This window comes from Thauera sp. WH-2 (assembly GCF_048321015.1).
GTDB lineage: Bacteria > Pseudomonadota > Gammaproteobacteria > Burkholderiales > Rhodocyclaceae > Thauera.
Genome location: NZ_JBLWFG010000002.1, coordinates 355,734 through 367,582, shown reverse-complemented (window position 1 = coordinate 367,582; position 11,849 = coordinate 355,734). Strand labels below are relative to the sequence as shown.

Genomic DNA, 11,849 nt, shown 5'->3' with positions numbered 1-11,849 from the left:
GGAGACATAACAGTGTTCTATCGCGAAAACGGCCAGTTCAAGACGAGCTACGCGGCCGACCAACAAATTTTCACCATCGCCCAGGACAAGTGGTTCGTCTACGGGTTGATCGCCTTCGCCGTGCTTGCGGTGCCGATGCTGGCCGACGAGTACATGTTCCGCGCCATCCTGATTCCCTTCCTGGTGCTGTCGCTGGCCGCGCTGGGGGTGAACCTGCTGGTCGGCTATTGCGGCCAGATCACGCTGGGGGCGGGCGCCTTCATGGCGATCGGGGCGTATGCTGCTTACAACTTCATGGTGCGCATCGATGGCATGCCGCTGGTGCTGGCGATGCTGCTCGGGGGTGCAGCGGCGGCGGCGTTCGGCATCCTGTTCGGCATCCCCAGCCTGCGCGTGCGCGGCCTCTACCTTGCAGTGGCGACGTTGGCGGCGCAGTTCCTGTGCGACTGGGCCTTCCTGCGCATCGGCTGGTTCACCAACTACTCCTCGTCCGGTTCGGTGTCGGTTGCCAAACTCGAGGTGCTGGGCTGGGTGATCGACTCGCCGGTGGAGAAGTACCTGTTCTGCCTCGCCTTCGTGGTGGTGTTCGCGGTGATCGCCAAGAACCTGACCCGCGCGGCCATTGGCCGCCAGTGGATGGCGATCCGCGACATGGACGTGGCCGCCGAGGTCATCGGCATCCGCCCGATGTTCTCCAAGCTATCGGCGTTTGCGGTCAGCTCCTTCTTCGTCGGCGTGGCCGGTGCGCTGTGGGGGTTCGTCTACCTGGGGTCGTGGGAGCCGGCGGCGTTCTCGGTCGATCGCTCCTTCCAACTGCTGTTCATGGTCATCATCGGTGGCATGGGGTCGATCATGGGCAGCTTCTTCGGCGCGGCCTTCATCGTCGTCCTGCCGATCTTCCTGAACCAGTTCCTGCCCTTCCTCGGTGGCCTGGTCGGCATTTCGGTATCGACCGCCGGCGTGTCCCATGCCGAGTTCATCATCTTCGGTTCGCTGATCATCTTCTTCCTGATCGTCGAGCCGCATGGCCTCGCCCGTCTGTGGTCGATCGCCAAGCAGAAGCTGCGTCTGTGGCCCTTCCCGCACTGATGCAGCGTTTCATTTCCCGCAGTGCCCATGCAGCATATAAAAGGAGGAGACTCATGAAATTCCGTTCCCTGGCCCTCGCGGCCGCCATCGCGTCGGTGGGCCTGTCGTCCGCCGTGTTCCCCACCGCCGCCCAGGCTCAAGCGCAGGAGCAGTTCTTTCCGGTGCTGGTCTATCGCACCGGCGCCTATGCCGCCAACGGCAACCCCTGGGCCAACGGTTATGTCGATTACCTGAAGCTGATCAACGCCCAGGGCGGCGTCAACGGCGTCAAGCTCTCGTACGAGGAGTGCGAGTTCGGCTACGCCACCGACCGCGGCGTGGAGTGTTACGAGCGCCTGAAGGGCAAGAACGCAACGCTGTTCCAGAGCCTTTCGACCGGGGTGACCTTCGCGCTCACCGACAAGGCGACGGCCGACAAGATCCCGCTGATCACCGCCGGCTATGGCCGCAGCGAGTCGCAGGATGGCTCGGTGTTCACCTGGAACTTCCCGCTGCTGGGCACCTACTGGGTCGGTGCGGACGTTGCCATCCAGCACGTCGCCAAGGAGATGGGTGGGCTGGACAATCTCAAGGGCAAGAAGATTGCGCTCGTCTATCACGACAGCCCCTTCGGCAAGGAGCCGATCCCGGTGCTGCAGGAGCGTGCCAAGATGCACGGCTTCGATCTGCAACTCCTGCCGGTCGCCCACCCGGGCGTGGAGCAGAAGGCCACCTGGCTGCAGATTCGCCGCGATCGTCCGGACCATGTGTTGCTGTGGGGCTGGGGCGTGATGAACTCCACCGCAATCAAGGAAGCGCAGGCCACCGGCTATCCGCGTGAGAAGATGCTGGGTATCTGGTGGGCGGGCGCGGAACCGGACGTCAAGGACGTCGGTGCCGGTGCCAAGGGCTACAGCGCGCTTGCGCTGCAGCACGGCGCCGAGCCGAACAGCAAGGTCGTCAAGGACATGCTCGCCATGGTGCACGACAAGGGCCAGGGTACGGGTCCGAAGGATGAGGTTGGCTCCGTGCTGTACATGCGCGGCCTGATCTCGGCCATGCTGGGCGTGGAAGGCGTGCGCCAGGCGCAGGAGCGCTACGGCAAGGGCAAGGTCATGACCGGCGAGCAGGTGCGCTGGGGTCTGGAGAATCTCAACCTCGACCAGGGCAAGCTCGACGCCATGGGCTTCGCCGGCGTGATGCGCCCGGTGCAGACCTCCTGCACCGACCACATGGGTGCGTCGTGGGTGCGCGTGCACTCCTGGGACGGCAGCAAGTGGGCGTTCAGTTCCGACTGGTATCAGGCCGACGACAAGGTGCTGCGTCCGATGGTGCTCGAGGCGGCGAGCAAGTATGCGGCTGAGAAGGGCATCCAGCGCCGTACCGCGGAGCAGTGCGCGGAATAAGTCGAAACCGCGTTGAAACTGAGTTGAAACGTGCCTCCGCACCGCGTGGTGCGGAGGACTTTCCCTGGAATCGAACATGAACGCACCCAACCCAGCCTTCCTCAGCGTCAATAACATCGAGGTCATCTACAACCACGTCATCCTCGTGCTGAAGGGCGTGTCGCTTTCGGTGCAGGAGGGCAGCATCGTTGCGCTGCTGGGCGGCAACGGCGCGGGCAAGACCACCACCCTGCGTGCGGTCAGCAACCTGCTCAAGGGCGAACGCGGCGAGGTGACCAAGGGTTCGGTCGAATACAAGGGCGAGCGCGTCGAAGCGCTGACCCCCGCCGACCTCGTCAAGCGCGGCGTCGTGCAGGTCATGGAGGGCCGCCATTGTTTCGGCCACCTGACCATCGAGGAGAACCTGCGCACCGGCGCCTACACACGCACCGACGGCAAGGCCGCGGTCGAGGAGACGCTGGAGAAGGTCTACACCTATTTCCCCCGCCTGAAGACGCGCCGCAACAGCCAGGCAGCCTATACCTCGGGCGGTGAACAGCAGATGTGCGCGATCGGGCGCGCAATCATGGCCAAGCCGAAGCTGGTGCTGCTCGACGAACCTTCGATGGGCCTGGCGCCGCTGATCGTCGAAGAGGTGTTCGAGATCGTGAAGGATCTCAACACCAAGGAAAAGGTGAGCTTTCTGCTCGCCGAACAGAACACCATGGTCGCGCTTCGCTACGCCGATTTCGGCTACATCATGGAGAACGGCCGCATCGTCATGGAAGGCGCGGCGAGCGAGTTGTCCACCAACGAGGACGTCAAGGAGTTCTACCTCGGGCTCTCGGGTGAGGGGCGCAAGAGCTTCCGCGACATCAAGCATTACCGCCGCCGCAAGCGGTGGCTGAGCTGAGCCGGTGCAGGCCCGAATCCGAGACAACCACCCAGCGAGCAGGGATGCCGAGATGACTTTCCACGATGCGCGGGAAACCCGCGACCCCGAGATCCGCGAACGCGAGTTGCTGGCCCGGCTACCGGCGCAGATCGCACACGCACGTGCTGCAGCACCTGCCTTCGGGCGGCTGCTGGCCGACGTTGACCCGGACTCGGTCACCAGCCGCGCGGCGCTCGCTACACTGCCGGTCATCCGCAAGTCCGAACTCCTTGAACTGCAGAAGGGCGCACGCCCCTTTGGCGGGTTTGCGGCGATCGGCTGGGGCGCGGCCTGCCGGCGCGTGTTTGCCTCGCCCGGTCCGCTCTACGAACCCGAGGGTGCGGGACCCGACTACTACCGCCTGGCGCGTGCGTTGTTCGCCGCGGGTTTCCGTGCCGGCGATCTGGTGCACAACACCTTCTCCTACCACTTCACGCCCGCCGGATCGATGATGGAGACTGCCGCGCACGCCCTCGGCTGCACGGTTTTCCCGGCCGGCGTGGGGCAGACCGAGCAGCAGCTTGCGGCAATCGCCGACCTTCGGCCGAACGCATACGTGGGCACGCCATCCTTTCTGCGCATCCTGCTCGACAAGGCAGACGAGTTGGGCGTTGTCGTATCCTTCACCAAGGCCTTCGTCTCGGGTGAAGCCTTTCCGCCCAGCGTGCGCGAAGCCTTCGCCGCGCGCGGGATCGAGGCCTGCCAAGCCTATGCTACCGCGGACATCGGCCTGATTGCCTATGAAACCCCTGCTCGCGAGGGCATGGTGGTGGATGAGGATATCCTGCTCGAGATCGTGCGTCCGGGTACGGGTGACCCGGTTGCGCCCGGTGAAGTGGGCGAGGTGGTGGTGACCACCTTCAATCCCGACTATCCGCTGATCCGGTTCGGCACCGGCGACCTGTCCGCCGTGCTGCCCGGCAGCTCACCCTGCGGCCGGACGAACGTACGCATCAAGGGATGGATGGGACGTGCCGACCAGACCACAAAGGTCAAGGGCATGTTCGTGCATCCCGGCCAGGTCGCGCAGGTGGTGCGCCGCCACCCGGAGGTGACCCGTGCCCGCCTCGTGGTGGATAATCCGGGCCTCAACGACCGCATGACCCTGATGTGCGAGGCGGCTGGCGGTGGCAGCGAAGCGCTGGCCAGCGCCATCTCGGCCAGCATCCGCGAGGTCACCAAGCTGCGCGGCGAGGTCGCCTTCCTGCCGTCGGGCGCACTTGCCAACGATGGCAAGGTCATCGACGACCTCAGGGTCTATCAGTAACGTCACGCGTGGCCGCCTCGGGCGGTTGCGCCCGGCGGCCACCGGGCGCGGTGGCCGTCCGTATTACCGGAGGCTGCATGCACGATCGCGAAACCGCGCCGCGCGCCCCGCTCGAGGGCGTGCGTATCCTGGATCTCACTCGTCTCCTGCCGGGGCCACTGGCGACCCAGCACCTTGGCGACTTCGGTGCCGAGGTGATCAAGGTCGAGGACACCGGCGCGGGCGACTACGCGCGCACGATGGGCGCGATGGGCGGTGAAACGAGCTGGTTCTACCAGATCGTCAATCGCAACAAGCAGAGCCTGCGTCTGGACCTCAAGCACCCCGAGGGGCGCGATCTTTTCCTGCGCCTCGTGGAGTGCGCGGACGTCGTCGTCGAGGGCTTTCGCCCCGGCGTGATGGCGCGCCTGGGCCTGGGCTACGATGTGCTTGCCGCGCGCAATCCTCGTCTGGTGCTGTGCAGTATCACTGGCTACGGCCAGACCGGCCCGTATGCGGCACGTGCGGGCCACGACATCAATTACCTCGGCTACGCGGGCGTGCTGGACCAGATCGGCCTGGCCGGCAGCGCGCCGGCGCTCTCCAACGTTCAGGTAGGCGATCTGCTCGGTGGAACCATGAGCGCCGCGATGGGCATCATGGTCGCGCTCTTCGCCGCACAGCGAAGCGGCAGCGGGCGCCATGTGGACGTCTCGATGACCGATGCCAGCTTCGCCCATGCGATTTTCCCGCTCACCGAGGTGCTCGCCCACGGGCGGGTCAGGCCGCGCGGCGAAGCGCTGCTCAGTGGTGGCGTACCGTGCTACGGCGTCTATGAAACCGCAGACGGCCGCCACATGGCGGTGGGGGCGCTGGAAGAGAAGTTCTGGAAGCTGCTGTGCAGCACGCTGGGGCGCCCGGACCTCGAGCCGGGGCACCTTGCCGAGGGTGAGGCGGGTGCGCGGGTGCGGAGTGCGCTCGCGGAGATCTTCCGCAGCCGCAGCCAGCGCGAATGGATCGCCGTGTTCGATGCTGTGGATTGCTGCGTAACGCCCGTGTTGCGCCTGGAGGAGAGTCTGGAAAACGAGCAGCTCAGGGCGCGGGGCATGGTCATGGAGGTCGACGGGGTACGCCAGTTCGGCCCTCTGCTGCAAATGCAGCCGACGGCTGCGCAAGAAGCGCGTCCGGCGCCGGCGCGCGTGGGGATGCACAGCGCGCAGATTCTCGCGGCACTCGGCCTGTCCGATGCGGAGATCGCTCGCCTGCAGGCGCAAGGGGTCGTCTGAGGCAGGGTGCGGCGTCCTCTGGATGTCGCCGAGATCGGGCATTCGCCGCGGGGGCGGATGCCCTCACGGTCACTTGTCCGGTGCGGTCTTGCGTCGCGTTCCACGTGCGCCGCTCTTGGCGCTGCCGTCCTCGGGCGTGGGAGCCTGTTCTGCGGTGGGAGCGCCGGTCATCATGCTCCACGGCCACATCGACGCTGCAGCGGCAAAGGGGTTGCCCTCGGTTTCCCCACCCGACTCGCCTGCGGCCTGTTGGCTCATGGCCTTGACCGCAGCGAGTGCGGCGCGCTGCATCTCGAGCCCCTGGATGCTCATCTGCAACATGTTGAGGTTCATCTTCAGCCAGCCTTCGACTGCGCGCATGTCCTTGATGCGCTTGTCGAGTTCATCGACATCCAGGGTCGGGGTGACCATGCCGGGCAGCGAGAAACCCATCTGGCCCCACATGCCCCGGACGAATTCGAGGGGGTCTTGTGCGTTCTGGTCCTGAGACATGGTCTGCGCTCCGCTCGGTAATGGACTGATGCGTTCATATTAACCGAAGCGAGGCGGCCGGTGACGCGCCCCGATGCGCAGCGGCGCGCGTCAGCTCACGCCGACCAGGCGGTGGATGAGGGCCCGCAGCCGGGCAGGGCGAGCGGGTTTGTGAAGGACGTGGGCTCCGGCGGCATGGACGCGCTCCAGTGTTTCGGGCGCGGTGTCGCCACTCACCAGGATCGCGGGCATCCGGCTCAGGCCGGGCACGGCGCGGGCTTCGTCCATGAGTGCGAGCCCGTCACGTTCGCCGCGCAGGCGCAGATCGGTGACGAGGATGTCGGGTACGACCCCCTTACGCAGCCACCCCATCGCCTCCTCGGCATCGTGAGCCGGATGCACCTCGCAGCCCCACGTGGTGAGCAGACGGCTCATGGCGTCGAGTGCGAGCGGATCGTCATCCACCGCGAGCACCTGGAGCCCATCGAAGTTGCCCATCGCCCGCGCTTCCTGATCGATCTCGACCTGTTTCGGCTGTGCCGCGGCCTGAAGCTCGATCGCGAACACGGAGCCGCGGCCGGGGGCCGAGCGAAGCGAGAGTTCGAGTCCGAGCAGGTCGACCAGGCGGCGCACGATCGCCAGCCCGAGGCCCATGCCCTTGTCCCGCGCTCGTTCGGCATTCTCGAGCTGGACGAACTCGTGGAAGATGATCTGCTGTGCGTCCTCATGGATGCCGATGCCGCTGTCGCGTACCTCCACGCGCCAGTTCTGTCCGCGCCGTCGGCAGGCGAGCAGGACGGTTCCGGAGGGGGTGTAACGGACGGCGTTGCCGAGAAGGTTGTCCACGATCCGTTCGAACAGCTGAGGGTCGGTGAGCGCCCAGCAGGGCGGGCAGTGCAGGCGGAGCGCCAGACCATGCTCGGCGGCGTCGGCTGCGTGCCGGGCGAGCATGTGTTCGAGCTTACCCCGCAGGTCGAAGGCCACCGGGCTCGGCGCCAGGACGCCGGCGTCGAGGCGCGAAATGTCGAGCAAGCTGTCGAGCAGCCCCTCCATCGCCTCGGTCGAGGCGACCAGCCTTTCGGTGATCTGGCGGCTGCGCGCGTCCAGATCCTGATGTGCGAGTTGGGATAGAAACAGTCCGAGGGCGTGCAGGGGCTGTCGCAGGTCGTGGCTTGCTGCGGCGAGGAAGCGGGATTTCGCCAGACTTGCGCGCTCGGCTTCCTCTGTCCGTGCGCGCAACGCCAGCGTGGCCTCATCGATGCGGCGGCTCATGAGTGCGCGGGCGTCGGCAAGTCGTGCAGCCATTTCGTTCACGCCTTCGGCCAAGGCGCGCAGACTGCCTCCGCCGCTGGGGGCCACGCGCTGATCAAGCTCGCCGCGGCCGATGCGCTGCACCGTGTCGGCAACCGCACGGATCGGTCCGCTGACGCTGCGACTCATGCGCCGTGCCAGCAACAGGCTGCCGAGGGCGACGACCAGCATCCAGCCCGCAGCGATGCGCAGCAGTTCAGCGTGACGGGCACGAAGGCGCTCGAGTGAGACGTCGACCAGCACCAGACCTGGCGTCCTGTGTCTTGTGGTCGCGGAGGAAGGGTGCTCGAAGGCGTCCTCTATCGGCAACTCGCTGGCGCGGATTGGCTCCACGATGCGCAGCCAGCGTTCGCCGGCGACCGTCTGCGCGCGATCCGGCGCGACAACTGGCGGCGCCGGCATCGAGGGTGCAAGCTGGCCCGCGCTGGCAAGGATGGCGCCCTCGGCACCGACGATCGCCACCGCTGCGATATCGTCCTCCTGCAGCAGTGCCTCGGACATCTGCTGCAGGCGCAGGCGGTCACCGGAAAAGAGCGGAAACTCGCTCGCGATCGCGAGCTGTCGCGCATGGGCGTGCGCGCGTGCGCGGAGTGCCTCGTCCAGGTCTGCGAGACGCAGGCCGGTGTGGGTTGCCGTCATCAGTGTCGCGAGCACCAGCATCGGGACGAAGGCAACGAAGGTGACCCGTGCACGGATGCCCCAGCGGCCGATCATCGTTGGCCGTCCTCGGTCTGCATCAGTGCGCGGGTGAGCGTCTCCGCTGGCTGCAGCTGGAGTCCGAGTGCGCGTGCGACGGTGGTGTTGACGCCAACCTCGAATAGCCGCGGTGCTGCCGGAGGCGGCATGGGGTCGCCAGCGAGCAGGCGCGCCGCGAGCCCGGCGGCCTCGTGCCCGGCCTGCGTGGCACTTGTGTACAGGCCCAGCACGGCTCCGGCGCGGACATAGGCGGCGGAATGGCCCAGCACCGGTGAGCGCAGCCGGTAGGCAGTCATGAGGATGTTCTGCACTGTGTAGCGGTTGAACACCGTGGTGTCGGGCAGGCTCACGAGCACGGCCGGCGCCTGCAGCGCCTTCTGCAGCCCGGGGTAGAGTTCGTCTTCACTACGCACGAGCGCAGTGCGCACGCTAAGGCCCTCCGTGCTGGCGGCAGCGGCCAGCGCCTTTGCGTGTGCCGTGCTCGCGGTGCCGTAGAGGGTGGCGATATGCGTGTGTGCGGGGAGGGCCATGCGCAGCAGGGCCACCTGGCGGGCTGCGGGCTGATCCAGCACGATTGCCGTGAATGGGCCGGAGGCAGCGCCGCGCTCGAGGCCTTCGAGGGCGTTGCGCGACAGCAGCGCATGCAGGATGGGTGCCGTGGATCCCGCGCGTGCGGCGTTGGTGGCCGCTTCGCTCCCGAGCGTCACGACAAGCGCCGCCGTGTCGAGCTCGTCGCGCTCGACCTCGCCGCCTTCCCGTACCGCGACGGTGAGTTGTGGAGCGATGTCCTGCAGCCGTGCGCTGAAGGCGCGCACCGCTTCCTGATGCACCGGGTCTTCGCCCTGCGCGAGCACGAGCACCGGAGCTTGCGCAACGGCCGCCGTCACCTGCATCAGTCCGGCGGCAAGCACGCACAGCAGGCGTGACACGCGGGTCATGCCGTCACGACCCGCGTGCACCGGCTCCGGTCGATGCGGGGGAACGGGTTGTGGCGATCGGGGTGGCGGGGCATGTGCGGCAATCGTGGGTGGCCGGGTTGCGGACCGGCGCTGGGCGAGCGGGCGGATGGAAGGAACAGGGGGCCGATTCTCGCCGCTTTTTCCGGAATGGAATAGAGGGGGTTAGCCCGTGTCGTGATATGTTGGACGCGTCACCGAATCGGCAATGGGTACGACTGGAGGGCTATGACCAGGATTCTGATCATCGAGGACCACGCGCTTGTGCGCGAGGCCATGGCCCAGCGCGTGGCCCATGTCGAGGCCGGCATGGAGTGCATCGAGGCCGGCAGCGCCGATGAGGCACTTGCGCTGCTGGAGCGCGGGGAAGACGTCGATCTGGCGATCATCGATCTGATGTTGCCCGGCATGAACGGCTTTTCGCTGCTGTCGATCTTTGCCAAGCGCTTTCCGGACATCCCGGCGATCGTGGTCTCGGCCATGGATGACGAGGCATCGGTCCGGCGTGCGCTCAAGGCCGGAGCGTCTGGCTTCGTGTCCAAGGCCAGCTCGGGAGAGGTGCTGGCCCAGGCGGTGCGCGAAGCGCTCGACGGCGGCATGCCGACGCCCTGCGGCACGGGGGGCCGTCCATCGTCCGCGCGGGGCCTGACGCCCGCGGAGCGTTTTGGCCTGACGGCGGCGCAAGGGCGCGTGCTCGAATTGCTCGTGGGCGGGCGCAGCAACCGTGAGATCGCAGAGCTGCTTGGTTTGAGCGAAGGTACGGTCAAGGTCCACATGACCGCGATCTACCGTGCGCTCGGCGTGGGCAGTCGGTCGCAGGCGCTGGTGGCGCTCGCTCGCAGCGGCGCGACGCTCTGAGGTGCTTTCTGCGGCGGATTGGAGCCCGTCGTGGGCGCCGGGTCGTACCTCAGTGCGGGCGGCGGGCGCCGTGGCTCAGGCGCAGCGGCATTTCGGCAGCGGGCAGGCGCTCGCCTTCGGCATCCCGCTCGTCCTCCGCATACGTGTCGGCGAAGTCGATTTCCAGCACTTCAAGTACTTGGCGCGCGAGTGCGCGGCATGCATTTGCAAGCGGCGTTGGCAACTGCTCGGGAACCTGCTTCTGCAGCAGCAGCTTCGAAGAGGACAAGGCATTGACCGGGCGCAGGATGCGATGGCGGTAGGCCCCGAGCAACTGCGCGACGGTGCGGTCGGCGGCCTCGCGCTGCCAGGCGTTGTGCGGCCATTGGGTGGGAATGGCGTAGGCGCGGGGGAACATCTCCAGGTCGCGCAGCACGGTGCGGATGTCTTCGTGCGACTCGCGGAATGGCAGCAGCACGATATCCGATAGGGCGTAGAGCTTTCGGTCCATCTCGGTCCGGTTGCCGCCGCCGTCGATGACGCCGATCCAGTTGTCGAGCGTGCGCAGTTTGTCGACGACTTTGGTGAGTGCGTCACGCGTGCGGGCGTCGGCGATCACATAGCGTCGCCCTCCCGGGGTCAGCGGCTCGCGCGAAGTGTCGGTGAGCACGCACGCGGCGCGCTGTCCGAGCAGGCCCAGACCCTGGCACAGCATGTGCGAGAGCGTGGTCTTGCCTGTTCCACCTTTGTTGCCGATTACGCAGATGATCTCCGCCATGTCGCTACATTCCTTTGCCAGCTGACCGTTTCATGCTGTGCATTATCCGGTCTGGGCGGAATGCGCAAGCGGCGGAAAAGCGGCGTTTCAGTGCGTCATTTCACCGCTTCGATGCCGTTGCGCCGGACCGATGCGGTACACGAACAGCCGCGTATTGCGGCGGTCGGCGACCTCGATCACTTCATCGGGCTCGCGGCCGGGTACCTGGAAGCTGTTGCTCACCAGAAGGCTGCCGCTCCGCATCCCCTTGCAGGCCTTCTCCCACACCCGGGGCATGGGGACGGGCGACAGGAAAGCGTAGACGAGATCGTAGCCGGACCAGTCGTGCGCAAAGAAATCGCCGCGCAGGAGCGCGAGATTGGCCTGCTTGCCGGCGAGCAGGCGGCCGATGAGCCAGGCGGCCGGCGCCAGTTCGATGCCGGTGAACGCGCAGTCGGGACGGCTGGACGCAAGCGGACGCAGCAGGGAGCCGGTTCCTGCGCCGATGTCGAGCACCTTCGCGGCCCGCGGCGGGATCAGGCCAGCTACCGCAGCGGCGGTCTGGCGGTTGCTGAGATAGAGCGGAACCTGGGTTCGGTAGCTGCTCCAGTACACCAGCGCCAGCATCAGGAAGGCCGCGAGAAACCACTCCGGGCGCAGCCCCAGGCCGAGCACCCCCACCACTGCAGGCAGAAATGCGAGATGAATCGGCAGCCACCAGCGCGCGCTGCGCAGTGCGGCTGAGGCGGCACATGCGAGCAGGGCCTGCGTTGCAACCAGCGCCCAGAGGCCGGTCACCGCGCCCACGCGCGCAAGCGCGAAGGCTCCGGCGAGGCCAATGATCTGGGCGAGAAGGGCTTTGAGGGCTGGAGGCATGGTGGGCAGAGGGCGCGAACTGGGCG

The 11,849-nt window shown here is 66.9% G+C and carries 11 protein-coding genes; 6 read left to right on the top strand and 5 right to left on the bottom strand.

Going from position 1 to position 11,849, the window contains the following annotated elements; all coding sequences use genetic code 11:
* Positions 1-12 precede the first annotated feature (12 nt).
* The 5 genes from ACNKW1_RS05985 (at position 13) to ACNKW1_RS05965 (ending at position 5,919) form a co-directional block, all read left to right on the top strand.
* Complete coding sequence (locus ACNKW1_RS05985; RefSeq protein WP_418363667.1) at positions 13-1,089, top strand: branched-chain amino acid ABC transporter permease; 1,077 nt, start codon at positions 13-15, stop codon at positions 1,087-1,089.
* 53 nt (positions 1,090-1,142) lie between these two features.
* Entirely contained in the window at positions 1,143-2,474 is a 1,332-nt protein-coding gene (locus ACNKW1_RS05980) for an ABC transporter substrate-binding protein (RefSeq protein WP_418363666.1), read from the top strand.
* 76 nt (positions 2,475-2,550) lie between these two features.
* Complete coding sequence (locus ACNKW1_RS05975; RefSeq protein WP_418363665.1) at positions 2,551-3,366, top strand: ABC transporter ATP-binding protein; 816 nt, start codon at positions 2,551-2,553, stop codon at positions 3,364-3,366.
* A 52-nt stretch (positions 3,367-3,418) separates the two neighbouring features.
* Positions 3,419-4,654 carry a phenylacetate--CoA ligase family protein gene (locus ACNKW1_RS05970; protein WP_418363664.1) on the top strand — a complete coding sequence of 412 codons (1,236 nt, stop codon included), beginning with the start codon at positions 3,419-3,421 and terminating at the stop codon, positions 4,652-4,654.
* A 77-nt stretch (positions 4,655-4,731) separates the two neighbouring features.
* Positions 4,732-5,919, top strand: a complete 1,188-nt coding sequence (locus ACNKW1_RS05965) for a CaiB/BaiF CoA transferase family protein (protein WP_418363663.1) — start codon at positions 4,732-4,734, stop codon at positions 5,917-5,919.
* A 69-nt stretch (positions 5,920-5,988) separates the two neighbouring features.
* Here the strand turns inward: ACNKW1_RS05965 and ACNKW1_RS05960 are convergent, their stop codons facing one another.
* The 3 genes from ACNKW1_RS05960 to ACNKW1_RS05950 all read right to left on the bottom strand — a co-directional run bounded on the left by ACNKW1_RS05960 (position 5,989) and on the right by ACNKW1_RS05950 (position 9,335).
* Positions 5,989-6,411, bottom strand: a complete 423-nt coding sequence (locus ACNKW1_RS05960) for a PhaM family polyhydroxyalkanoate granule multifunctional regulatory protein (RefSeq protein WP_418363662.1) — start codon at positions 6,409-6,411, stop codon at positions 5,989-5,991.
* A 90-nt stretch (positions 6,412-6,501) separates the two neighbouring features.
* Entirely contained in the window at positions 6,502-8,415 is a 1,914-nt protein-coding gene (locus ACNKW1_RS05955) for an ATP-binding protein (protein WP_418363661.1), read from the bottom strand.
* On the bottom strand, positions 8,412-9,335 hold the full coding sequence (locus tag ACNKW1_RS05950; protein ID WP_418363660.1) for an ABC transporter substrate-binding protein: 924 nt from the start codon (positions 9,333-9,335) through the stop codon (positions 8,412-8,414). The genes ACNKW1_RS05955 and ACNKW1_RS05950 overlap by 4 nt, the downstream gene beginning before the upstream one ends.
* 246 nt (positions 9,336-9,581) lie before the next feature.
* Between ACNKW1_RS05950 and ACNKW1_RS05945 the strand changes: the two genes are divergently transcribed.
* Positions 9,582-10,211 carry a response regulator gene (locus tag ACNKW1_RS05945; protein WP_418363659.1) on the top strand — a complete coding sequence of 210 codons (630 nt, stop codon included), beginning with the start codon at positions 9,582-9,584 and terminating at the stop codon, positions 10,209-10,211.
* A gap of 49 nt (positions 10,212-10,260) precedes the next feature.
* Here ACNKW1_RS05945 and ACNKW1_RS05940 read toward each other — a convergent pair whose 3' ends face one another.
* Both ACNKW1_RS05940 and ACNKW1_RS05935 read right to left on the bottom strand, forming a co-directional pair.
* Positions 10,261-10,968: a hypothetical protein gene (locus ACNKW1_RS05940; protein WP_418363658.1), complete on the bottom strand. Its 708-nt coding sequence runs from the start codon at positions 10,966-10,968 to the stop codon at positions 10,261-10,263.
* A gap of 87 nt (positions 10,969-11,055) precedes the next feature.
* A complete protein-coding gene (locus ACNKW1_RS05935; protein ID WP_418363657.1) occupies positions 11,056-11,823 on the bottom strand; it encodes a class I SAM-dependent methyltransferase in 768 nt (255 codons plus the stop codon).
* Positions 11,824-11,849: the final 26 nt, after the last annotated feature.

Bases quoted from the DNA above. Each gene is read 5' to 3' on its own strand.
- ACNKW1_RS05940 (WP_418363658.1), bottom strand. From the start codon at position 10,968: ATGGCGGAGATCATCTGCGTAATCGGCAACAAAGGTGGAACAGGCAAG.
- ACNKW1_RS05980 (WP_418363666.1), top strand. From the start codon at position 1,143: ATGAAATTCCGTTCCCTGGCCCTCGCGGCCGCCATCGCGTCGGTGGGC.
- ACNKW1_RS05945 (WP_418363659.1), top strand. From the start codon at position 9,582: ATGACCAGGATTCTGATCATCGAGGACCACGCGCTTGTGCGCGAGGCC.
- ACNKW1_RS05965 (WP_418363663.1), top strand. From the start codon at position 4,732: ATGCACGATCGCGAAACCGCGCCGCGCGCCCCGCTCGAGGGCGTGCGT.
- ACNKW1_RS05935 (WP_418363657.1), bottom strand. From the start codon at position 11,823: ATGCCTCCAGCCCTCAAAGCCCTTCTCGCCCAGATCATTGGCCTCGCC.
- ACNKW1_RS05955 (WP_418363661.1), bottom strand. From the start codon at position 8,415: ATGATCGGCCGCTGGGGCATCCGTGCACGGGTCACCTTCGTTGCCTTC.
- ACNKW1_RS05970 (WP_418363664.1), top strand. From the start codon at position 3,419: ATGACTTTCCACGATGCGCGGGAAACCCGCGACCCCGAGATCCGCGAA.
- ACNKW1_RS05960 (WP_418363662.1), bottom strand. From the start codon at position 6,411: ATGTCTCAGGACCAGAACGCACAAGACCCCCTCGAATTCGTCCGGGGC.
- ACNKW1_RS05975 (WP_418363665.1), top strand. From the start codon at position 2,551: ATGAACGCACCCAACCCAGCCTTCCTCAGCGTCAATAACATCGAGGTC.
- ACNKW1_RS05950 (WP_418363660.1), bottom strand. From the start codon at position 9,335: ATGACCCGCGTGTCACGCCTGCTGTGCGTGCTTGCCGCCGGACTGATG.